This is a genomic window from Streptomyces sp. NPDC002133, assembly GCF_040296405.1.
Taxonomy (GTDB): Bacteria; Actinomycetota; Actinomycetes; order Streptomycetales; family Streptomycetaceae; genus Streptomyces.
Genome location: NZ_JBEOXF010000002.1, coordinates 363,069 through 384,470 on the forward strand (window position 1 = coordinate 363,069; position 21,402 = coordinate 384,470).

The window sequence follows — 21,402 nt, forward strand, 5'->3', positions numbered from 1 at the left end:
ACCGTCGCGACCGGCCAGGTTCCCGGACTGCTCGCAGAGGGTACGCACGTGATGTTCCCGTGACCCTTCAGTTCATGAGCGCGTAACACACCTGACCTCTTCGTCACTGCGGTGAAACATCGAGCGGCATCGGCGGAAACCGCGGCGCGCCAACCTCATGGCGCATAACCGGCCGACTCCACAGGCAGCCGCACCGGATCCAGCCGCACCGGTTGTCCAGCCGAACAGGCTCCCGCCCCGCACAGGCCGTACGACGACGAGGAGACGCCGATGCCCCCAGGCATCACGCTTGCCGCAGACGCACCCACGCTGTCTGCCGCCAACACCGGGTTCATGCTCATCTGCTCCGCGCTGGTGATGCTCATGACGCCGGGGCTGGCCTTCTTCTACGGAGGCATGGTCCGCGTCAAGAGCACCCTGAACATGCTGATGATGAGCTTCATCAGCCTCGGGATCGTCACGATCCTGTGGGTGCTGTACGGCTTCAGCCTCGCCTTCGGCACCGACTCCGGCTCCCTCATCGGCTGGTCCTCCGACTACGTCGGACTGAGCGGCATCGGCCTCACCCAGCTGTGGGACGGCTACACCATCCCGGTGTACGTCTTCGCCGTCTTCCAGCTGATGTTCGCGATCATCACGCCCGCACTGATCAGCGGCGCCCTCGCGGACCGGGTCAAGTTCACCGCCTGGGCCCTGTTCGTCGCGCTGTGGGTCACCGTCGTCTACTTCCCGGTCGCGCACTGGGTCTGGGGCGCGGGCGGCTGGCTGTTCGAACTGGGCGTCATCGACTTCGCCGGTGGTACCGCCGTCCACATCAACGCCGGTGCCGCGGCCCTCGGCGTGATCCTCGTCATCGGCAAGCGCGTCGGCTTCAAGAAGGACCCGATGCGGCCGCACAGCCTGCCGCTGGTCATGCTCGGTGCCGGCCTCCTGTGGTTCGGCTGGTTCGGCTTCAACGCCGGATCGTGGCTCGGCAACGACGACGGCGTCGGCGCGGTGATGTTCGTCAACACGCAGGTCGCCACCGCCGCCGCGATGCTCGCCTGGCTCGCCTACGAGAAGGTCCGGCACGGCTCCTTCACCACCCTCGGTGCCGCATCCGGTGCGGTCGCGGGCCTCGTCGCCATCACCCCGTCCGGCGGCTCCTGCTCCCCGCTCGGTGCGATCGCCATCGGCGCCATCGCCGGTCTGGTGTGCGCCATGGCCGTCGGCCTCAAGTACAAGCTCGGCTACGACGACTCCCTGGACGTCGTCGGCGTCCACCTCGTCGGCGGTGTCGCGGGCTCCCTGCTCGTCGGCTTCTTCGCCACCGGTGGTGTCCAGTCCGACGCCAAGGGTCTCTTCTACGGCGGCGGGTTCGACCAGCTCGGCAAGCAGGCCATCGGTGTCTTCGCGGTCCTGGCCTACTCTCTGGTCGTCTCCGCACTCCTCGCCTTCCTGATTGACAAGACGATGGGGATGCGGGTCAGCGAGGACGACGAGATCTCCGGCATCGACCAGGTCGAGCACGCCGAGACCGCGTACGACTTCAGCGGAGCGGGCGGCGGCGCGGGATCGCGCAAGGCCGCCTCCGCCCCCGCCGACACCGTGGCAGCCGCACCGCAGAACAAGAAGGTGGACGCATGAAGCTCATCACCGCAGTCGTGAAGCCGCACCGGCTGGACGAGATCAAGGAGGCCCTGCAGGCCTTCGGTATCCAGGGGCTCACGGTCACCGAGGCCAGCGGCTACGGACGGCAGCGCGGCCACACCGAGGTCTACCGGGGCGCGGAGTACACCGTCGACCTCGTCCCCAAGATCCGGATCGAGGTGCTGGTCGAGGACGATGACGCCGAACAGCTCATCGACGTCGTGGTGAAGGCCGCCCGAACCGGCAAGATCGGTGACGGCAAGGTGTGGAGCGTTCCGGTCGAGACCGCTGTCCGGGTACGGACCGGCGAACGCGGCCCGGACGCACTGTAGACAGGAGTTGCTGGGTGACGAGCCTCGATGTGACCACGGAAGCAGAAGACTCGGGACCCAGCGGCTATGCGGCGGCCCGGCTGCGCCTTCTCCAGGAGAAGGCGCGGTCCGGGCCGCCGCGCCGTGCCGCCCTGGCCCGGCTGACCGACGACTGGCTCTCCGCGCTCTTCACCACGGCGGCGCAGAGCATCGGCGTGCGCGGTGCCGCGCTCGTCGCCGTCGGCGGATACGGGCGCGGCGAGCTCTCCCCGCGCAGCGACCTCGATCTGCTCCTGCTGCACGACGGCAGCGCCGACGCGGGAGCGGTCGCCTCACTCGCCGACCGCATCTGGTATCCGGTCTGGGATCTCGGGCTGGCCCTGGACCACTCCGTACGGACCCCGGGCGAGGCCCGCAAGACCGCGGGCGACGACCTCAAGGTGCAGCTCGGGCTGCTCGACGCCCGCGGTGTCGCCGGAGACCTGGGCCTCGTCTCCGAGCTGCGCACCGCCGTACTCGCCGACTGGCGCAACCAGGCGCCCAAGCGGCTCCCTGAGCTCGACGAGATGTGCCGTGAGCGGGCCGAACGCCAGGGCGAGCTGCAGTTCCTGCTCGAGCCCGACCTCAAGGAGGCGCGCGGCGGACTGCGTGACGCCACCGCCCTGCGCGCCGTCGCCGCGTCCTGGCTCGCCGACGCACCCCGCGAAGGCCTCGCCGACGCACGGCGCGTCCTCCTCGACACCCGCGACGCCCTGCACCTCACCACCGGGCGCGCCACCGACCGGCTCAGCCTCCAGGAGCAGGACCAGGTCGCCGAGGAGCTGGGCCTCCTCGACCCCGACGCCCTGCTGAGGCAGGTGTACGAGGCCGCGCGGACCGTCTCGTACGCCTCCGACGTCACCTGGCGCGAGGTGAACCGGGTGCTCAAGGCCCGTTCCGTGCGTCCCCGGCTGCGGAACATGCTGGGCGGTCGCCGGCCGGAGCCGGAGCGCACCCCACTCGCCGAAGGCGTCGTCGAGATGGACGGCGAGGTCGTCCTCGCCCGCACCGCCAAGCCGGAGCGCGATCCGGTGCTGCCGCTGCGGGCGGCCGCCGCCGCGGCCCAGTCGGGGTTGCCGCTCTCCCTGCACGCGGTACGGCACCTCGCCGCGGCCGCCAAACCACTGCCTGTGCCCTGGCCGGCCGAGGCCCGTGAGGAGCTCGTCACCCTCCTCGGCGCGGGCGAACCCACCATCGCCGTGTGGGAGGCCCTGGAGGCCGAAGGCCTGATCACCCGGCTGCTGCCGGACTGGGAGCGCGTGCGGTGCCGTCCGCAGCGCAACCCCGTCCACACCTGGACCGTCGACCGTCACCTCGTCGAGGCCACCGTGCGTGCTTCGGCCCTGACCCGGCGCGTCGGCCGCCCCGACCTGCTGCTGGTCGCCGCGCTCCTGCACGACATCGGCAAGGGCTGGCCGGGCGACCACTCGGTCGCCGGCGAGACCATCGCCCGCGACGTCGCCACCCGGATCGGCTTCGACAAACACGACGTGGGCGTCGTCGCCACGCTCGTACGCCACCACCTGCTGCTCGTCGAGACGGCCACCCGGCGCGACCTGGACGACCCCGCCACCGTGCGCTCGGTCGCCGCTGTCGTGGGATCCCTGAGCACCCTGGAGCTGCTGCACGCCCTCACCGAGGCCGATGCCCTCGCGACCGGCCCTGCCGCCTGGTCCGCGTGGCGCGGCTCGCTCGTCGCCGATCTGGTCAAACGGGTCGCCGGGGTGCTGGCGGGAGAGGCCCCCGCCGCACCGGAGCCCGCCGCGCCGAGCACAGAGCAGGAGCGGCTCGCCGTCGAGGCCCTGCGCACCGGCGGGCCCGTACTGGCCCTGCACGCCCAGGCGGAGACCCCGCTCCCGGACGGCGAACCCGAGCCGGTCGGCGTGGAGCTGCTGATCGCCCTGCCCGACCAGCCGGGCGTGCTGCCCGCCGTCGCCGGCGTCCTCGCCCTGCACCGCCTCACCGTGCGCGCCGCCGACCTGCGCGCGATCGAGCTGCCGAGCGAGGTGGGGCCGGGTTCCGTCCTCGTCCTGAACTGGCGGGTCGCGGCGGCGTACGGTTCCCTGCCTCAGGCCGCCCGGCTCCGCGCCGATCTCGTACGCGCACTCGACGGTTCCCTCGACATCCCGGCCAGGCTGGCCGAGCGCGACGCGGCCTACCCGCGGCGGCGCGGGGTCACGGCGCCGCCGCCGCGGGTCACGGTCGCCTCGGTCGCGTCCCGGCTCGCCACCGTCATCGAGGTGCGCGCGCAGGACGCTCCCGGGCTGCTGCACCGCATCGGGCACGCCCTGGAGACGTCCGCGGTCCGGGTGCGCAGCGCGCATGTGTCCACGCTCGGCGCCAATGCCGTGGATGCGTTCTATGTCACAGGCCCCGAAGGTGCCCCACTGCCGTCCGCGGAGGCCGCGGAGGTGGCCCGGGCGCTCGAGACGGCACTGCGCGGTTGACGGAGCCCGAGCGGGCCGGTGGACAGGGGGCAGACCCCATCCCACGCGTCCGGATACCCTTGGGAGACATCTGTCCGCCCGCCCCCGAGACCTGAGGATCCGCGACCACCGTGTTCGACACCCTCTCCGACCGCCTTGCAGCGACATTCAAGAACCTCCGGGGCAAGGGCCGCCTGTCCGAGGCGGACATCGACGCCACCGCGCGCGAGATCCGGATCGCGCTGCTCGAGGCGGACGTGGCACTGCCCGTCGTCCGCTCCTTCATCAAGCAGGTGAAGGAGCGCGCGCTGGGCTCCGAGGTGTCCCAGGCGCTGAACCCGGCCCAGCAGGTCATCAAGATCGTCAACGAGGAGCTCGTCGGCATCCTCGGTGGCGAGACCCGCCGGCTGCGGTTCGCCAAGCAGCCCCCGACCGTGATCATGCTCGCGGGTCTGCAGGGTGCCGGTAAGACGACCCTCGCCGGAAAGCTCGGCCTCTGGCTGAAGAGCCAGGGCCACTCGCCGCTCCTCGTCGCCTGTGACCTCCAGCGGCCGAACGCCGTCACCCAGCTCGGCGTCGTCGCCGAGCGGGCGGGCGTGGGCTTCTTCGGGCCCCAGCCGGGCAACGGCGTGGGCGACCCGGTGCAGGTCGCCAAGGAGTCGATCGAGTACGCGAAGACGAAGGTCCACGACATCGTCATCGTCGACACCGCGGGCCGCCTCGGTATCGACCAGGAGATGATGCAGCAGGCCGCGGACATCCGTGACGCGGTCAGCCCCGACGAGGTCCTCTTCGTCGTCGACGCGATGATCGGTCAGGACGCGGTCAACACCGCGGAGGCCTTCCGCGACGGCGTCGGCTTCGACGGCGTCGTGCTGTCCAAGCTGGACGGCGATGCCCGCGGTGGTGCCGCGCTCTCCATCGCGCACGTCACCGGCAAGCAGATCATGTTCGCCTCCAACGGCGAGAAGCTGGACGAATTCGACGCGTTCCACCCGGACCGCATGGCGTCCCGCATCCTCGGCATGGGCGACCTCCTCTCGCTCATCGAGAAGGCGGAGCAGACCTTCAGCCAGGAAGAGGCCGCCAAGGTGGCCTCCAAGCTGGCGAGCAGCAAGGGCAAGGACTTCACGCTCGACGACTTCCTGGCGCAGATGGAGCAGGTCAGGAAGATGGGCTCCATCTCCAAGCTGCTCGGCATGCTGCCCGGTATGGGCCAGATCAAGGACCAGATCAACAACATCGACGAGCGTGACGTGGACCGTACGGCCGCGATCATCAAGTCGATGACGCCCGGCGAGCGCCACGACCCCACGATCATCAACGGCTCGCGGCGCGCCCGTATCGCCAAGGGTTCGGGTGTCGACGTCAGTGCGGTCAAGGGCCTGGTCGAGCGGTTCTTCGAGGCCCGGAAGATGATGTCGCGGATGGCGCAGGGCGGCGGGATGCCGGGCATGCCGGGGGTCCCGGGCATGGGCGGCGGCCCCGGCCGCCAGAAGAAGCAGCAGAAGCAGGCCAAGGGCAAGCGCAAGAGCGGCAACCCGATGAAGCGCAAGGCCGAGGAGCAGGCGGCCGCGGCCCGTCGCGAGGAAGCCGCCCAGGGCGGTGCGTTCGGCCTCCCGGCGGGCGGTCAGGCCAAGGACTTCGAGCTCCCGGAGGAGTTCAAGAAGTTCATGGGCTGACAGCGGCGGACAGCTGCTGACACCGGCAGGCAGCGTCCGGCGACACGGGCAGGGCACGGCCGGCACCGGCCGCCGATCCGCCCGGACGGTATGTGAAGAGGGCCCCGCGGTCATGGACCGCGGGGCCCTCCGTCGTGCGGCGGCCGGTCCACCGGGGCGCGCGGCGGAGCCGGCCGCCCCGGTGGCGGGGACCCGGGATCTGTGCGGTCATGGGCAGGAGATCTGGCCTGACGAGCGGAGCACCGGAGCAGGAGGGCAGCGTGGCCAATCCCGTACCCCCGCGTGACCGCACCGACCAGCCCTGGCGCTCGGAGGGAGCTCCGCCGCCGAAGAAGAAGATGCCCGGCGGCTGGCCCGCCCTCCTCCTCGCCGCATGCGTCGTCTTCCTCGCCGCCTTTCTGGCGCTGTCGTACCTGGGGGACGGCGACGAGCCGACGGTCTCGTACACGGAGTTCAGCAAGCAGGTCACGGCGGGCAACGTCACCAAGATCTACGCCAAGGGCGACGCGATCCAGGGGCAGCTGAAGAACGCGCAGCCCCTCCCGGACGACAAGGGCGACTACACCAAGTTCACCACTCAGCGGCCCGCCTTCGCCGATGACGATCTCTGGCAGCAGCTGACCCGGAAGGGTGTGACCGTGACGGCCGAGCCGGTCGTCGTCCAGCGCGGCTTTCTGGCCAATCTGCTGATCTCGCTCGCGCCGATCGCGCTGCTCGTCCTGCTGTGGGTGTTCCTCGCCCGGCGGATGGGCGGCGGGATGGGCGCCGGGGCGCTGGGACGCAAGGCGCCGCCCAAACCCGTCGAGTTGATGGCGGGCCGGCGCACCACCTTCGACGACGTGGCCGGGATCGACGAGGTCGAGGGCGAGCTCAACGATGTCGTCGACTTCCTCAAGAACCCCAAGGCCTACCGGGACATGGGCGCCAGGATGCCCGGCGGTGTGCTGCTCGCGGGCCCGCCCGGCACCGGAAAGACCCTGCTCGCCCGCGCCGTGGCGGGCGAGGCGGGGGTGCCCTTCTTCTCCGCCTCCGCCTCCGAGTTCATCGAGATGATCGTGGGCGTGGGCGCCTCGCGCGTACGGGAACTCTTCGCCGAGGCCCGCAAGATCGCGCCCGCCATCGTCTTCATCGACGAGATCGACACCATCGGACGGGTCCGCGGCGGAGGGGCGGGCCTCGGCGGCCACGACGAGCGCGAGCAGACGCTCAATCAGATCCTCACCGAGATGGACGGCTTCACCGGCTCCGAGGGCGTCGTCGTGCTCGCCGCGACGAACCGCGCCGACGTCCTCGACCCCGCGCTGACCCGGCCGGGGCGCTTCGACCGCATCGTGCAGGTCAGCCCGCCGGACCGGGGCGGCCGTGAGGCGATCCTCAGGATCCACACCCGGGAGATCCCGCTGGCCGAGACCGTCGACCTGGCGCAAGTGGCTCGTACGACACCGGGCATGACGGGCGCCGAACTCGCCAATCTCGCGAACGAGGCCGCGCTGCTCGCCGTCAAGCGGCAGCAGCGCGAGGTCACCCAGAGCGAGCTCTCCGAAGCCCTGGAGAAGGTCCAGCTCGGTGCGGAACGGCCGCTCGTGATACCTCCGGAGGAGCGCCGCAGGACGGCCTACCACGAAAGCGGCCACGCCCTCCTCGGCATGCTCCAGCCAGGCGCCGACCCCGTCCGCAAGATCACGATCGTGCCCCGCGGCCGGGCGCTGGGCGTCACCCTCTCCACCCCGGACGCCGACCGGTACGCGTTCACGGAGGAGTATCTGCGCGGCCGCATTATCGGCGCGCTCGGTGGGATGGCGGCGGAGCACGTCGTCTTCGGCATCGTCACGACCGGCTCGGAGAGCGATCTGGAGCAGGCCACCCGGCTGGTCCGGGGCATGGTCGGCCGCTGGGGCATGAGCGAACGCGTCGGCCGCCTCACCGCGATCCCGGGCGACGCGCAGGAGCCGTACGGCCTCGTTGCCGCGCCGGCGACGCTGGACGCGGTGGACCACGAGATGCGCCGGATCGTCGACGAGTGCTACGAGAGCGCCTGCCGCCAGCTGCGCGACAACCGCGACCGGCTGGACGCGCTCGCGGAGGCGCTGCTGGCGAACGAGACGCTGGAGGAGGCCGAGGCGTACCGCACTGCGGGCATTCCTCGTCTGATGAAGGAGGAGTCCGCCTGATGCTGATGAAGGCGGAATCGGGGTGAGGGCACATTCCGGTCGCCGGGCCCACGATGTCGAGCCCCCGGGCCCGGGCTCCTACGGCGTGCGCGCGATCAGATAGCGGAAGACGTTCGGCATCCACACCGTCCCGTCGGCCCGCACATGCGCGTGCAGCGCCTCGGTGACCTCCTTCTCCACCTGCGCCTGGTCCGTCGCACGCACCGCCGCGTCGAACAGCCCGGTCGACAGCAGCCCTCGCACCGCGCTCTCCAGGTCCGCGTAGCCGAAGGGGCACGCCACCCGGCCGGAGCCGTCCGGCTTCAGGCCCGCACGGGTCGCGACGTCCTCCAGGTCGTCCCGCCGCGTCGGGCGCCAGCCACCGCCTGTGCGCAGACGTTCGGTGAGCCGGCTCGCGACCCGCAGCACCGACGAAGTGGCGCACCGCTCGGGCGGTCCCCAGCTCGCCAGCACGACGGGGCTGCCGCGCTCGGCGAGTGGAACCGCCGCCTGCAGCGCGGGCACGAGGCCTTCCGAGTCACCGGCCGTACACCCGATCGGCTGAAAAACCGTGATCACGTCGAACCGGGGCCGCGTGGGATCGGCCGCCTCCTCGGGACCACCCTCCACCAGCCGCGTCCCTTCCTCGCACGACCGGCCGGGCTCCGGCGCGAGCAGCCGCTCGCGCGCCAGCGCGAGCCGCACACGGTCGGTGTCGACTCCTGTGACGCGCGCCCCGCGTGCCGCGGCCAGCAGCAGGGCGAGGCCCGAGCCGCAGCCGAGTCCCAGCAGCTCGGAGCCTTTGCCGACCTCCACGTGCTCGTACACCGCCTCGTAGAGGGGCACCAGCATCCGCTCCTGGATCTCGGCCCAGTCGCGGGCGCGCGCCACGGTGTCCGCCGGGGCGGCGGCCGTACGCGGGTGGTGTCTGACGAGCGTATGTGCCATCGAAAAGCGCCCCAATCAGCCGAGAGGTCAGAAGTGCCCGGATTGACGGCCCCCCGTGTACGTGCGCTCTTGCTCCCCCGTATGCCAGAGAACTCCGCATCCGTCCGTACGTCCAGGGGTCGCGCCGCAAAGCCTGACGTGCCCCGGTCGTGCGCCCCCGCGCCCGGAACGATTCCCCATCCAGGGTGCAGCCGCCGTACGATTCCCGCCATGGCAAAGGCACCCGTTCTCACGCCCAGGGCCGAGGACTTCCCCCGCTGGTACCAGGATCTGATCAACAAGGCCGAGCTCGCCGACAACGGCCCGGTGCGCGGCACGATGGTGATCCGTCCGTACGGGTACGGGCTCTGGGAGCGGATGCAGCAGGAGATGGACGCCCGCATCAAGCAAGCGGGAGCGTCCAACGCGTATTTCCCCCTCTTCATCCCGCAGTCGTACCTGACCAAGGAGGCCGAGCACGTCGAGGGCTTCGCCCCCGAGCTCGCGGTCGTCACGCACGGCGGGGGCAAGGAGCTGGAGGAGCCGGTCGTCGTCCGCCCCACCTCCGAGACGATCATCAACGACTACTTCTCCAAGTGGATCCAGAGCTACCGCGACCTGCCGCTGCTCATCAACCAGTGGGCGAACGTGGTCCGCTGGGAGATGCGCCCCAGGGTCTTCCTGCGCACGACCGAGTTCCTCTGGCAGGAGGGTCACACCGCGCACGCCACGTACGAAGAGGCACGTGACTACGCCGCCCACATCCACCGCGACGTCTACGCCGACTTCATGGTGAACGTCCTCGGCATCGACGTGGTGCTGGGCCGCAAGACGCCCAGGGAGCGCTTCGCCGGCGCCATCAACACCCTCACGCTCGAAGGCATGATGGGCGACGGCAAGGCCCTGCAGATGGGCACGAGCCATGAGCTCGGCACCAACTTCTCCAAGGCCTTCAACACTACGTATCTGTCGAAGGACGGCAAGCAGGAGCTGGCCTGGCAGACCTCCTGGGGATCCTCCACGCGGATGGTGGGCGGCCTGATCATGTCGCACGGCGACGACAACGGGCTGCGTGTTCCGCCCCGGCTGGCGCCGGTCCAGGTCGTCGTCCTCGCCATCAAGGGAGACGAGGCCGTGCTGGCGAAGGTGCGTGAGATCGGCGACCGGCTGAAGGCCGCCGGTATCCGGGTCCAGGTCGACGACCGCACCGACACCCCCTTCGGCCGCCGGGCCGTGGACTGGGAGCTGAAGGGCGTGCCCGTACGGATCGAGGTCGGCCCGCGCGACCTGGAGAGCGGTACGGCGATGCTGGCCCGCCGCATCCCCGGGGGCAAGGAGCCCGTCGCCGTCGACGCGCTCACCGGGCTGCTGCCCAAGCTCCTGGAGGACGACCAGGCGCTGCTGCTGAGCCAATCGCGTGAACGCCGAGAGACCCGTACTGCCGATGTGACCACGATCGAGGAGGCCGCCGAGGCCGCGGCCGCGGGCGGCTGGGCGCGTATCCCGTGGGCGACGCTCGGCACCGAGGGCGAGGCCGTGCTCGCCGATCAGGCCGTGTCCGTACGGTGTCTGGTCGCCGAGGACGGGTCGGTGCCGGATGCCGATGACGCCCCCGGTACGCTCGCGATCGTCGCGCGCGCCTACTGACGTCCGACCTGACGTCCGACACCGGCCGGCGCCTTCGGGCCCGTGAGCCCAGCCCGTCGCCCGCGCCTCGGGCGGCCACTCCCGCCCGGCGTGCGGAGTCCGGCTACGCGCCGAGGCGTACGCCGCACTACGTACCACCTTGATGTGAGCTGTGACACTTCTCCGCAGATCAGCGCACCCGCCCTCGTCGCCACGCATCAATGGCAACTGACGGGTAAGTGCAAAATATTTGGGATGCCCCGGAATGGAACCCGGGGGCCGTCGGCCTCGTTATCACGACGTGAGCACGACACCACCTGTTCTCGCCGCAGAGCTGGCACAGGCGTGGGCCGATATTCAGCGGCACCACCCCGAGCTGCCGGATCTTGCCGCGCCAGAGTCCCTGATCGGAGAGTCCTCGTCCGCCTGCGGCCACGAGCTCTCCTTCGAGCGACTGCTCCATGAGGCAGTCCACGGCATCGCCGCCGCCCGAGGGGTCCGTGACACCTCCCGCGCCGGCCGCTACCACAACCGCCGGTTCCTGGCGATCGCCGAGGAGATGGGCCTGGACCACCCCGAGGAGCCGCACCCGAGCAGCGGTTTCTCGCTGGTCACGCTCGATCCCGAGGCGAAGCGGCGGTATCGCCCGACGATCGAGCGGCTTCAGCGCGCCCTCGCCGCGCACTCGGTCGCGACGGCCTCCGACACCAAGCGGAGCTTCCGGGGCCCGGCCGCCCGGCACGGCTCTTCCGGCGGCGGCGTGCGCGTGAAGGCGGTCTGCGACTGCGGCCGCAACGTCAGAGTGGTGCCGTCGGTCCTCGCCCAGGCGCCCATCGTCTGCGGCGGCTGCGGGAAGCCGTTCCGTATTCCGGAGCCGGTGGCCGCTGCCGGCTGACCCGGCCGCTCCCCGAGCCGCGGGAGGGAGCCGGGCCCCGGCCGGGGGGCCGACCGGGCCGGGTCTGAGGGGCGGATCCGTGTGGCACAATGTCTAGCTGTACTCGACAGTCGCACAGGACCCCTCTCTCCTCCGGCTGACGCGTCCATCGGGCCATCGGGTCCGCAACCCCACGCGGCATCTCGTTGTGCCCAACCACGTCAAAACCAGGAGATCCCACTCCCGTGGCAGTCAAGATCAAGCTGAAGCGTCTGGGCAAGATCCGTTCGCCTCACTACCGCATCGTCGTCGCCGACTCCCGTACCCGCCGTGACGGCCGGGCCATCGAGGAGATCGGTCTGTACCAGCCGACCTACAACCCGTCGCGCATCGAGGTCGACTCGGAGCGTGCGCAGTACTGGCTGTCCGTCGGCGCCCAGCCGACCGAGCCGGTTCTCGCCATCCTGAAGCTCACCGGCGACTGGCAGAAGCACAAGGGCCTGCCGGCCCCGGAGAAGCCGCTGCTGGCCCCGGCGACGAAGGAAGACAGGCGTCGTTCCTTCGACGATTTCGCCAAGGCGCTCGAGGGCGACGAGGGCAAGGGTGAGGCCATCACCCAGAAGGCGAAGAAGACCGAGAAGAAGGCGGACGAGGCCGAGGCCGCTCCCGCCGAGTCGACCGAGGCCTGAGCATGCTCGAGGAGGCTCTCGAGCACCTCGTGAAGGGCATCGTCGACAACCCGGACGATGTGCAGGTCGCCTCGCGCACTCTGCGTCGTGGGCGTGTGCTGGAGGTCCGGGTGCACCCCGACGACCTCGGTAAGGTGATCGGCCGCAACGGCCGCACCGCACGCGCCCTGCGCACCGTCGTGGGCGCCATCGGTGGCCGTGGCATCCGTGTCGACCTCGTCGACGTGGACCAGGTCCACTGATTCGATCGGAACACCGGCACGGGCCGGGGAGGGCTTACGGCCCGCCCCGGCCCGTCGTCGTATGACAGGAGCAAGCGTGCAGTTGGTAGTCGCGCGGATCGGCCGCGCCCATGGCATCAAGGGCGAGGTCACCGTCGAGGTGCGTACTGACGAGCCGGAACTGCGGCTCCCCCCCGGAGCCGTACTGGGCACCGACCCGGCCTCCGCCGGACCGCTGACCATCGAGACCGGACGGGTGCACAGCGGAAAGCTGCTGCTCCGCTTCGAGGGCGTACGGGACCGCACCGGCGCCGAGGCCCTGCGCAACATCCTGCTCATCGCCGAGGTCGACCCGGACGAACTGCCGGAGGAGCCCGACGAGTACTACGACCACCAGCTGATGGATCTGGACGTCGTCCTCGCCGACGGCACGGAGATCGGCCGGATCACCGAGATCTCGCATCTGCCCTCGCAGGACCTGTTCATCGTGGAGCGGCCCGACGGCAGCGAGGTGATGATCCCCTTCGTGGAGGAGATCGTCACCGAGATCGACCTGAAGGAGCAGAAGGCCGTCATCGATCCCCCGCCCGGGCTCATCGACGACCGCGCCGAGATCGCCTCCTCCCGCGACGAGGACGGCACCTGATGCGGCTCGACGTCGTCACGATCTTCCCCGAGTACCTGGAGCCGCTGAACGTCTCCCTCGTCGGCAAGGCGCGCGCCCGCGGCCGGCTCGACGTCCACGTGCACGACCTGCGGAACTGGACGTACGACCGGCACAGCACCGTCGACGACACCCCGTACGGCGGCGGCCCCGGCATGGTCATGAAGACCGAGCCCTGGGGCGACGCGCTCGACCAGACGCTCGCCGACGGCTACGAGGCCGGGGCGCACGGCCCGGTGATGATCGTCCCCACGCCCAGCGGGCGGCCCTTCACCCAGGAACTCGCCGTCGAGCTGTCCGAGCGGCCGTGGCTGATTTTCACCCCGGCCCGGTACGAGGGCATCGACCGGCGCGTCATGGACGAGTACGCCACCCGGATACCGGTCCACGAGGTCTCCATCGGGGACTACGTCCTGGCCGGCGGCGAGGCGGCCGTACTCGTCATCACGGAGGCGGTCGCCCGGCTGCTGCCGGGCGTCCTCGGGAACGCCGAGTCGCACCGCGACGACTCCTTCGCGCCCGGTGCCATGGAAAACCTCCTCGAGGGGCCCGTCTACACCAAGCCACCTCAGTGGCGTGGCCAGGGCATCCCGGACGTCCTGCTCAGCGGGCACCACGGAAAGATCGCACGCTGGCGGCGGGACGAGGCGTTCCGGCGCACGGCCGAGAACCGGCCCGATCTCATCGAGCGCTGCGACTCGTCGCAGTTCGACAAGAAGGACCGGGAGATCCTCTCCATCCTGGGCTGGGCACCTTCGCCCGACGGCCGATTTTGGCGCAGGCCGCAGGCCGTGGAAGAATAGGCCGCTGCCGTGCGTCCGGCGTGCGCCCCTGCCACAGGGGGACACGACGCCCGCTCCGACGACGCGGCCCCTGAATCCTGATCCCTCCACCGCTGATGACCTGTGGCATCGGCGAAGAAAGCAGCCGAACATGTCGAACCTGCTCGACTCCGTCAACGCCGCCTCGCTGCGGACCGACGTCCCCGCGTTCCGTCCCGGTGACACCGTGAACGTCCACGTTCGCGTCATCGAGGGCAACCGCTCCCGTATCCAGCAGTTCAAGGGCGTCGTCATCCGCCGCCAGGGCTCCGGTGTCAGCGAGACCTTCACGGTCCGCAAGGTCTCCTTCTCCGTCGGCGTCGAGCGCACCTTCCCGGTGCACAGCCCGATCTTCGAGAAGATCGAGCTCGTCACCCGCGGTGACGTCCGTCGCGCCAAGCTGTACTACCTGCGCGACCTGCGCGGCAAGGCTGCGAAGATCAAGGAGAAGCGCGAGAACTGAGCTCCGGCTCACACCCGCGCGGGGCTTCGGCCTCATACGGTTCTTATGGCGGCCGGATAGCATCTGGCCCCGATGGACACCGAAGCACAGCACACGGAGCGTGGCCGCTCTTCCGCATCAGGGACCGAAGGGCCCGGGGCGGAGGAGGGGTCGCGCTCCGCGCGCATTCCCGGCGTCGCGCCGACCGGACTCTCGCTGCGGCGGGCAGGTCTGCTCGGCGTCGGCTGCGGCGTCTTCCTGCTGCTGCTGAGTCACTTCGTGGTGCAGCCCTTCCTGATTCCCAGCACCTCGATGGAGCCCGCCCTGGAGGTCGGCGACCGGGTCCTGGTGAACAAGCTGGCGTACCGTTTCGGTTCCGAGCCCCGGCGCGGGGACGTGGTCGTCTTCGACGGCACCGGATCATTCGTCCGGGAAGCCCCTGAGGGGAACGCGGTCGCCGGGCTGGTCCAGGGCGCGGCCGCGGCGCTGGGCCTGGCGGAGCCCGACGAGACCGACTTCGTGAAGCGTGTGGTCGGCGTCGGCGGCGACCGGGTCGTGTGCTGCGACAAGGAGGGAAGACTCGAGGTGAACGGCGTACAGGTCGAAGAGCGTTACGTCCACTTCGGCGACGCCCCGTCCCGGGTGCCCTTCGACATTGTCGTACCGGAAGGCACCCTGTTCGTCCTGGGCGACCACCGCAGTGCGTCCCGCGACTCCCGGGACCACCTCGGCGAGCCCGGCGGCGGAATGGTGCCCCTCGACAAGGTGGTCGGCCGGGCGGACTGGATCGGCTGGCCGGCCGGCCGCTGGTCCGCGCTGGAGCGGACTGCCGCCTTCGACCGCGTACCCGGACCCGGCGGGCCCCATGGGTAACCGCGGACGGCGCGCGAGCCACCGGTCCGACACACGGCTGCCCACCGGGACGCGCCCCACCGACGGCGGGCGGCCTCTTCCGGGGCGGGCCGAGCGGCGCAAGCTGGCGCGCAAGGTGAAGCGGCGGCGGCAGCGCTCCGCCGTCAAGGAGATACCCCTCCTCATCACCGTGGCGCTGCTGATCGCGCTGGTGCTCAAGACCTTCCTGGTGCAGGCGTTCGTGATCCCGTCCGGATCGATGGAACAGACGATCAAGATCAATGACCGGGTGCTGGTCGACAAGCTGACACCCTGGTTCGGCTCGAAGCCCGTGCGCGGCGACGTCGTCGTCTTCAAGGACCCGGGGGGTTGGCTCCGGCAGGAGCAGGCCCCCAAGAAGGACGATCCGGTCGTCGTCAAGCAGGTCAAGCAGGCGCTGACCTTTATCGGACTGCTGCCCTCCGATGACGAGCAGGACCTGATCAAGCGGGTGATCGGGGTCGGCGGGGACACGGTCAAGTGCTGTGACGCGGACGGCAGGGTCACCGTCAACGGCGTACCGCTGAACGAGCCGTACCTGCATCCCGGAAACGAACCTTCCAAACTCAGGTTCGAGGTGGAGGTACCGGCCGGGCGGCTCTTCGTGATGGGGGACCACCGCTCCAACTCGGCCGACTCACGCGTGCATCTCCAGGAGCCGTTCAGTGGCACGGTGTCCGAGGAGGAGGTCGTCGGCCAGGCGGTCTTCATCGCGTGGCCGTTCGACCACTGGAGCAAGCTGGAACAGCGGGAGACGTACGCCTCGGTCCCCGATGCGCGTGCCGGGACGACCACGGCACAGGGCCCGTCGCATAGTGTGTCCTCCCGGGATCCGAACGGAGTGATCCTGCTCCCGAGCCCTGCGGAACTCCCGCTCGTTATGGGAGTAATGGGCCTGCGCCGCTTTCGGCGCGGGTGGTCGCACGGAGTGAGGAGTGGATGTGGGGGATTTGGCGGTCGGCGCACGATCCGGACGCGACGAGCCGGAGGAGCGGCCCGAGCGGCTCACGGAGCGTCCCCCCGGTCCTGGCGGCTCCGGAGACTCGGGAAACCGTGGCGGATTCGGCGGATTCGGCGACGCCTTCCGGAAGGCTGACGGCCCCGGCGGCCGTGGCCCCGCGGACCACGACCCCACGTCGGGCGGAGGTGCCTCCGGCGGCGGATCCGGTGATGACGACTTCGCGGACGACGAATCGTCGGCCGACGGCGGCGCGGCGCCGAAGCACCGGTCGTTCTGGAAGGAACTGCCGCTGCTGATCGGTATCGCCCTGCTCCTGGCGCTCCTGATCAAGACCTTCCTGGTGCAGGCCTTCTCGATCCCCTCGGACTCGATGATGAACACCCTGCAGCGGGGCGACCGCGTGCTGGTCGACAAGCTGACGCCATGGTTCGGCGCGGAGCCCGAGCGCGGCGAGGTCGTCGTCTTCCACGACCCGGGCGGCTGGCTGGAGAACACGCAGACCCCCGAGCCGAACGTGGTGCAGAAGTTCCTCAGCTTCATCGGCCTCATGCCGTCCGCAGAGGAGAAAGACCTGATCAAGCGGGTCATCGCGGTCGGTGGCGACACCGTCGAGTGCAAGCAGGGCGGAAAGGTCACCGTCAACGGCAAGGTGCTCGACGAGACGTCGTACATCCACCCCGGCAGCACTCCCTGCGACGACGAGCCGTTCGGGCCGATCAAGGTGCCCGAGGGCCGGATCTGGGTCATGGGCGACAACCGGCAGAACTCGCTGGACTCCCGCTACCACCAGGAGCTCCCGGGCAACGGCACGGTCTCGGTCGACGATGTCGTCGGCCGGGCGGTCGTGGTGGCCTGGCCGCTCGGCCGCTGGTCGACGCTGCCCGTGCCCAGCACCTTCGACCAGCCCGGCCTGGGCGCCGCGGCCGCGGCCGGAGCCTCGACCCCGGTCTCGGGCGCCGCGGCTGCGGCTGTCGCACCGGGGGCGCTGGGGCTCGCGGGTGCGGTGCCGGTCGTCGTGCTGCGTCGGAGGAAGCTCGTCGCAGGTCAGGGCACTCGGTGACAGCTGAGGGCTGACCCGCGGGCGGACCGGCGGGTAGGGTGCGGCTCGGATCAGCGATCGTCGATCTCCGAGGATGGGGAGCGCTGGGATGAGCGGAACTGGACGTACACAAGGCGGCCGCAGCCGTCTCGGCAGCGCGCTGTCGGGGCTGGCCGTGGCCGTCGGCTGTGTGCTCTTCCTCGGAGGCTTCGTCTGGGGAGCCGTCGTCTACCAGCCGTACACGGTGCCGACCGACTCCATGTCGCCGACCGTCGAGGCGGGTGACCGGGTGCTGGCGCAGCGGATCGACGGCTCCGAGGTGCGGCGCGGCGATGTCGTGGTCTTCACCGACAAGGTGTGGGGCGACATGCCGATGGTGAAGCGGGTCGTCGCGGTCGGCGGTGACAAGATCGCGTGCTGCGATGCGGACGGCCGTATGACCATCAACGGCAAGGCGGTCGAAGAACCCTATCTGCGTACCAAGGGCCCGGCGTCACCGACCGCGTTCAACGCCACCGTGCCCGAGGGGCAGCTCTTCCTTCTCGGCGACGAGCGCATGGGCTCCCTGGACTCCCGGGTCCATCTGCAGGACCCGGGACAGGGGTCGGTGCCGAGGTCGGCCGTGAGCGCCCGGCTGGACGCCGTGGCATGGCCGCTGGGCGGCCTGGTGGAGCGGCCGGCGGGCTTCGCCGCGCTGTCGGGTGGAGTGTCGCAGCCGGGGCCGGTGAAGCTCGTCGTCGGTTCCGTGGCGCTCGGCGTCGCGCTCATCCTGGGGGGCGCGGCATACGGGCCGGTCGCGGCGGTCCTCGGGCGACGCGGGGGGCGCGGGGCGCGGGACAGGGTGACGGCGGATGCGTGAGGGGCCAGGGTCGGATCCGGTCACGGATCCGGGCACGGAGCTGGTTGAGGTCGTCGAGGAGCCCGGGGCCGGTGACGCGGTGGAGGCCGACGGCGTCAGCGGGGCCGACGGGGCTGGTCAGGGCGTTGACCCCTTGTCGGCGAAGGAGCTGCGGAAGGTCGCGCGGGTGATCCTCCTCGATCCGGAGGACCGCATTCTGCTGATGCACGGGCACGAACCGGACGATCCCGACGACACCTGGTGGTTCACACCCGGCGGCGGCATCGAAGGCGACGAGACCCGGGAGGAGGCCGCACTGCGCGAGCTCGCCGAGGAGACCGGAATCACAGACGTCGATCTCGGGCCGGTGGTGTGGCAGCGCCAGTGCTCGTTCCCCTTCGACGGGCGGCGCTGGGACCAGGACGAGTGGTACTACGTGGCCCGAACCGGGCAGACCGCGACCAGCCTCGGCGGACTCACCGGGCTTGAGCAGCGCAGCGTCGCCGGCCTGAGGTGGTGGACCTCCGCGGAACTGTCAGCGGCGCGTGAGACGGTGTACCCGACCAGACTCGCCGAGCTGCTGCGCACGCTGCTCGACGAGGGTCCTCCGAGTACGCCGGTGGTCCTGGCCCCGGAAATCGCCTAGGGGTGCGGGCGGCTGGCGCACAATGGGGGGGACGCACGGCTGAAGGGGAACATGCCATGAGCGCCGAGGACCTCGAGAAGTACGAGACCGAGATGGAGCTGAAGCTCTACCGGGAGTATCGAGACGTCGTCGGTCTGTTCAAATACGTGATCGAGACCGAGCGTCGCTTCTATCTCACCAATGACTACGAGATGCAGGTGCACTCGGTCCAGGGTGAGGTCTTCTTCGAGGTCTCGATGGCGGATGCCTGGGTCTGGGACATGTACAGGCCGGCCAGATTCGTCAAGCAGGTGCGCGTACTCACGTTCAAGGACGTGAACATCGAGGAGCTGAACAAGAGCGACCTCGAACTTCCGAGTGGCTGAGTTATCCACAACGGGCAGGTTGTCCACCAAGATCCACCAGCTGGGGAGTGACGCGTCAGAGTCGGTGCCGGAGGTGGTGCCGAGATGAACGCGACGGGGGCACTGGGGCGGTACGGCGAGGAGCTGGCGGCACGTCGGCTCACCGAGGCCGGAATGGCCGTGCTGGCACGGAACTGGCGGTGTGGACGGACCGGCGAGATCGACATCGTCGCCCGGGACGGCGATGCCGTCGTCGTCTGCGAGGTGAAGACCCGCAGGGGCGCTCCGCCGGGGACCGGGGCCTTCGAGCATCCGATGGCAGCGATCACACCCGCCAAGGCGGACCGGCTCCGACGGCTGGCCGCGTGCTGGGTGGACCACCACGGCGGACCCCCGCCGGGCGGAGTGCGGATCGATCTCGTCGGGGTGGTCGTGCCCCGGAGAGGCGCGCCCCGCGTCGAGCATGCGCGGGGGGTGGCCTGATGGGATTCGCGCGTACGTGCTCGGTGGCACTGGTCGGCGTCGAAGGCGTGGTGGTCGAGGTCCAGGCCGACCTGGAGCCGGGCGTCGCGACGTTCGCCCTCGTCGGACTGCCTGACAAGAGCCTGATCGAGAGCCGCGACAGGGTCAGGGCGGCCGTGGCCAACTCCGACGCCGAATGGCCGCAGAAGAAGCTCACGGTGGGGTTGAGCCCCGCTTCCGTGCCCAAAGGAGGCAGCGGATTCGACCTCGCCGTCGCCTGCGCGGTCCTCGGCGCGGCGGAGCGCATCGACCCGAGGGCGATCGCCGATCTGGTGCTCATCGGGGAGCTGGGACTCGACGGCAGGGTCCGCCCGGTGCGCGGAGTGCTGCCCGCCGTCCTCGCCGCCGCCGAGGCGGGGTACCAGCAGGTGGTCGTCCCCGAGCGGACGGCGGGAGAGGCCGCGCTGGTGCCGGGCGTGTCCGTCCTCGGTGTGCGCAGCCTGCGCCAGCTGATCGCCGTGCTGAACGACGAGCCGGTGCCCGAGGAGGAGCCGGACGCCGACGGCCGGCCGGACGCCATGCTCGCCGGGCTTCTGGTGCCGGGAGCAGGGGTCGGCACAGGGCTCGCCCCGAGCACGGCGGCCGGTGACGGCGAGAGCCACTGGCCGGACCTGGCGAACGTGGCCGGACAGCACGCCGCCCGCACGGCCCTGGAGGTCGCGGCGGCCGGAGCCCACCATCTGCTGCTGCAGGGCCCGCCGGGCGCGGGCAAGACGATGCTGGCGGAGCGGCTGCCCGGGGTGTTGCCGCCACTGACCCGGCAGGAGTCCCTCGAAGTCACCGGGGTCCACTCGGTCGCGGGCATCCTGCCGCCCGGCGAGCCCCTGGTGCGCACACCGCCGTACTGCGCCCCGCACCACTCGGCGACGATGCAGTCCCTCGTGGGTGGCGGGCAGGGGCTGCCGAGGCCCGGAGCGGTGTCCCTGGCCCATCGGGGTGTGCTGTTCCTGGACGAGGCCCCGGAGTTCTCCGCCAGGGTGCTGGACGCTCTGCGCCAACCGCTGGAGTCCGGGCATGTGGTCGTGGCGCGGAGCGCGGGAGTGGTGCGACTGCCCGCCAGGTTTCTCATGGTCCTGGCGGCGAACCCGTGCCCATGCGGGCGGCACACCCTGCACGGCGCAGGGTGTGAATGTCCCGCGTCGGTGATCCGGCGCTACCAGGCGCGGCTGTCAGGGCCACTGCTCGACCGGGTCGACCTGCGCGTCGAGGTCGAGCCGGTCAGCCGCTCCGATCTGCTCGGGCAGGGCGGACGAGGGGAGACCACGCAGACCGTCGCCGATCGGGTCCGCGAGGCCAGGGTGAGGGCCGCCGCACGGCTGGACGGCACCCCGTGGAGCGTCAACAGCGAGGTGCCGGGCCATGAGCTCCGCACCCGCTGGCAGCCGGCACCGGGCGCGCTCGCTGCCGCCGAGCGGGACATGGAGCGCGGCCTGCTCACTGCGCGGGGCATGGACCGCGTTCTCCGCGTCGCCTGGACGATCGCCGATCTCGCCGGCCGCGACCGCCCCGCCGCCCACGATGTCGCCCTCGCCCTGCAACTGCGGACCGGCATCGCCAGGGGCGCTCCGGTGGTGGTCGGAGCGACACCGTGACGGGCCGCGGCACCTGGGACAGGGGTGGGCCCGGGACCCGGCCCGGGCGCCCTGGTGGTGCGGCTGTG

General features: G+C 70.8%; 20 protein-coding genes and 1 pseudogene. 20 read left to right on the plus strand and 1 reads right to left on the minus strand.

The genetic code is table 11. The features are described 5' to 3' along the window. Positions 1 to 270: 270 nt before the first annotated feature. The 5 genes from ABT078_RS04050 to ftsH all read left to right on the plus strand — a co-directional run bounded on the left by ABT078_RS04050 (position 271) and on the right by ftsH (position 8,258). On the plus strand, positions 271 to 1,626 hold the full coding sequence (locus ABT078_RS04050) for an ammonium transporter (RefSeq protein WP_351223512.1): 1,356 nt from the start codon (positions 271 to 273) through the stop codon (positions 1,624 to 1,626). Beyond that, positions 1,623 to 1,961, plus strand: a complete 339-nt coding sequence (locus ABT078_RS04055; protein ID WP_242330074.1) for a P-II family nitrogen regulator — start codon at positions 1,623 to 1,625, stop codon at positions 1,959 to 1,961. The genes ABT078_RS04050 and ABT078_RS04055 overlap by 4 nt, the downstream gene beginning before the upstream one ends. Before the next feature lie 14 nt (positions 1,962 to 1,975). Then, positions 1,976 to 4,426, plus strand: coding sequence for a [protein-PII] uridylyltransferase (locus tag ABT078_RS04060; protein ID WP_351223514.1), 2,451 nt, complete (start codon positions 1,976 to 1,978; stop codon positions 4,424 to 4,426). A 110-nt stretch (positions 4,427 to 4,536) separates the two neighbouring features. Then, positions 4,537 to 6,087, plus strand: coding sequence for a signal recognition particle protein (gene ffh, locus ABT078_RS04065; RefSeq protein ID WP_351223516.1), 1,551 nt, complete (start codon positions 4,537 to 4,539; stop codon positions 6,085 to 6,087). Between the two features lie 260 nt (positions 6,088 to 6,347). After that, positions 6,348 to 8,258 carry an ATP-dependent zinc metalloprotease FtsH gene (gene ftsH, locus ABT078_RS04070; protein WP_351223518.1) on the plus strand — a complete coding sequence of 637 codons (1,911 nt, stop codon included), beginning with the start codon at positions 6,348 to 6,350 and terminating at the stop codon, positions 8,256 to 8,258. 78 nt (positions 8,259 to 8,336) lie between these two features. Here ftsH and ABT078_RS04075 read toward each other — a convergent pair whose 3' ends face one another. Beyond that, positions 8,337 to 9,185: a methyltransferase domain-containing protein gene (locus ABT078_RS04075; protein WP_351223520.1), complete on the minus strand. Its 849-nt coding sequence runs from the start codon at positions 9,183 to 9,185 to the stop codon at positions 8,337 to 8,339. A 210-nt stretch (positions 9,186 to 9,395) separates the two neighbouring features. On the opposite strand from ABT078_RS04075, the gene proS reads away from it, so the two are divergent. The 15 genes and pseudogenes from proS (at position 9,396) to ABT078_RS04150 (ending at position 21,334) form a co-directional block, all read left to right on the plus strand. Beyond that, a complete protein-coding gene (proS, locus tag ABT078_RS04080; protein ID WP_351223522.1) occupies positions 9,396 to 10,811 on the plus strand; it encodes a proline--tRNA ligase in 1,416 nt (471 codons plus the stop codon). A 244-nt stretch (positions 10,812 to 11,055) separates the two neighbouring features. Then, positions 11,056 to 11,685: a hypothetical protein gene (locus ABT078_RS04085; RefSeq protein WP_351223524.1), complete on the plus strand. Its 630-nt coding sequence runs from the start codon at positions 11,056 to 11,058 to the stop codon at positions 11,683 to 11,685. A 224-nt stretch (positions 11,686 to 11,909) separates the two neighbouring features. Then, positions 11,910 to 12,353 carry a 30S ribosomal protein S16 gene (gene rpsP, locus ABT078_RS04090; RefSeq protein WP_351223526.1) on the plus strand — a complete coding sequence of 148 codons (444 nt, stop codon included), beginning with the start codon at positions 11,910 to 11,912 and terminating at the stop codon, positions 12,351 to 12,353. Positions 12,354 to 12,355: 2 nt separating this feature from the next. Beyond that, entirely contained in the window at positions 12,356 to 12,595 is a 240-nt protein-coding gene (locus ABT078_RS04095) for an RNA-binding protein (protein ID WP_033266910.1), read from the plus strand. A 76-nt stretch (positions 12,596 to 12,671) separates the two neighbouring features. Further along, positions 12,672 to 13,220 carry a ribosome maturation factor RimM gene (gene rimM / locus ABT078_RS04100; protein ID WP_351223528.1) on the plus strand — a complete coding sequence of 183 codons (549 nt, stop codon included), beginning with the start codon at positions 12,672 to 12,674 and terminating at the stop codon, positions 13,218 to 13,220. Further along, entirely contained in the window at positions 13,220 to 14,041 is an 822-nt protein-coding gene (trmD, locus tag ABT078_RS04105; protein WP_351223530.1) for a tRNA (guanosine(37)-N1)-methyltransferase TrmD, read from the plus strand. The genes rimM and trmD overlap by 1 nt, the downstream gene beginning before the upstream one ends. 130 nt (positions 14,042 to 14,171) lie before the next feature. After that, a complete protein-coding gene (gene rplS, locus ABT078_RS04110) occupies positions 14,172 to 14,522 on the plus strand; it encodes a 50S ribosomal protein L19 (RefSeq protein ID WP_351223532.1) in 351 nt (116 codons plus the stop codon). A 72-nt stretch (positions 14,523 to 14,594) separates the two neighbouring features. Further along, the gene (gene lepB / locus ABT078_RS04115; RefSeq protein WP_351223534.1) at positions 14,595 to 15,374 is read left to right on the plus strand and encodes a signal peptidase I; all 780 of its coding nucleotides are present in this window, start codon (positions 14,595 to 14,597) and stop codon (positions 15,372 to 15,374) included. Beyond that, positions 15,367 to 16,404 (plus strand): annotated as a pseudogene (gene lepB / locus ABT078_RS04120) (signal peptidase I); the annotation flags it as partial. The gene lepB (ABT078_RS04115) and the pseudogene lepB (ABT078_RS04120), both read left to right, overlap by 8 nt. Beyond that, entirely contained in the window at positions 16,343 to 17,413 is a 1,071-nt protein-coding gene (gene lepB / locus ABT078_RS04125; RefSeq protein ID WP_351223756.1) for a signal peptidase I, read from the plus strand. The pseudogene lepB (ABT078_RS04120) and the gene lepB (ABT078_RS04125), both read left to right, overlap by 62 nt. A gap of 88 nt (positions 17,414 to 17,501) precedes the next feature. Continuing rightward, positions 17,502 to 18,251, plus strand: a complete 750-nt coding sequence (gene lepB, locus ABT078_RS04130) for a signal peptidase I (RefSeq protein WP_351223536.1) — start codon at positions 17,502 to 17,504, stop codon at positions 18,249 to 18,251. After that, positions 18,244 to 18,876 (plus strand): NUDIX hydrolase, encoded by a 633-nt coding sequence (locus ABT078_RS04135; RefSeq protein ID WP_502981156.1) that lies wholly within the window; start codon positions 18,244 to 18,246, stop codon positions 18,874 to 18,876. Before lepB (ABT078_RS04130) ends, ABT078_RS04135 begins: the two co-directional genes overlap by 8 nt. A gap of 56 nt (positions 18,877 to 18,932) precedes the next feature. Further along, positions 18,933 to 19,241: a DUF2469 domain-containing protein gene (locus ABT078_RS04140; RefSeq protein ID WP_003993268.1), complete on the plus strand. Its 309-nt coding sequence runs from the start codon at positions 18,933 to 18,935 to the stop codon at positions 19,239 to 19,241. Positions 19,242 to 19,325: 84 nt separating this feature from the next. Further along, positions 19,326 to 19,703, plus strand: coding sequence for a YraN family protein (locus ABT078_RS04145; RefSeq protein WP_351223538.1), 378 nt, complete (start codon positions 19,326 to 19,328; stop codon positions 19,701 to 19,703). Further along, positions 19,703 to 21,334, plus strand: a complete 1,632-nt coding sequence (locus ABT078_RS04150; protein WP_351223540.1) for a YifB family Mg chelatase-like AAA ATPase — start codon at positions 19,703 to 19,705, stop codon at positions 21,332 to 21,334. Before ABT078_RS04145 ends, ABT078_RS04150 begins: the two co-directional genes overlap by 1 nt. Positions 21,335 to 21,402 lie beyond the last annotated feature (68 nt).

Bases quoted from the DNA above. Each gene is read 5' to 3' on its own strand.
- rplS (WP_351223532.1), top strand. From the start codon at position 14,172: ATGTCGAACCTGCTCGACTCCGTCAACGCCGCCTCGCTGCGGACCGAC.
- lepB (WP_351223536.1), top strand. From the start codon at position 17,502: ATGAGCGGAACTGGACGTACACAAGGCGGCCGCAGCCGTCTCGGCAGC.
- ABT078_RS04085 (WP_351223524.1), top strand. From the start codon at position 11,056: ATGGAACCCGGGGGCCGTCGGCCTCGTTATCACGACGTGAGCACGACA.
- ABT078_RS04140 (WP_003993268.1), top strand. From the start codon at position 18,933: ATGAGCGCCGAGGACCTCGAGAAGTACGAGACCGAGATGGAGCTGAAG.
- ABT078_RS04095 (WP_033266910.1), top strand. From the start codon at position 12,356: ATGCTCGAGGAGGCTCTCGAGCACCTCGTGAAGGGCATCGTCGACAAC.
- trmD (WP_351223530.1), top strand. From the start codon at position 13,220: ATGCGGCTCGACGTCGTCACGATCTTCCCCGAGTACCTGGAGCCGCTG.
- ABT078_RS04145 (WP_351223538.1), top strand. From the start codon at position 19,326: ATGAACGCGACGGGGGCACTGGGGCGGTACGGCGAGGAGCTGGCGGCA.
- proS (WP_351223522.1), top strand. From the start codon at position 9,396: ATGGCAAAGGCACCCGTTCTCACGCCCAGGGCCGAGGACTTCCCCCGC.
- ABT078_RS04055 (WP_242330074.1), top strand. From the start codon at position 1,623: ATGAAGCTCATCACCGCAGTCGTGAAGCCGCACCGGCTGGACGAGATC.
- lepB (WP_351223534.1), top strand. From the start codon at position 14,595: ATGGACACCGAAGCACAGCACACGGAGCGTGGCCGCTCTTCCGCATCA.
- ABT078_RS04050 (WP_351223512.1), top strand. From the start codon at position 271: ATGCCCCCAGGCATCACGCTTGCCGCAGACGCACCCACGCTGTCTGCC.
- ABT078_RS04135 (WP_502981156.1), top strand. From the start codon at position 18,244: ATGCGTGAGGGGCCAGGGTCGGATCCGGTCACGGATCCGGGCACGGAG.
- ABT078_RS04075 (WP_351223520.1), bottom strand. From the start codon at position 9,185: ATGGCACATACGCTCGTCAGACACCACCCGCGTACGGCCGCCGCCCCG.
- ABT078_RS04150 (WP_351223540.1), top strand. From the start codon at position 19,703: ATGGGATTCGCGCGTACGTGCTCGGTGGCACTGGTCGGCGTCGAAGGC.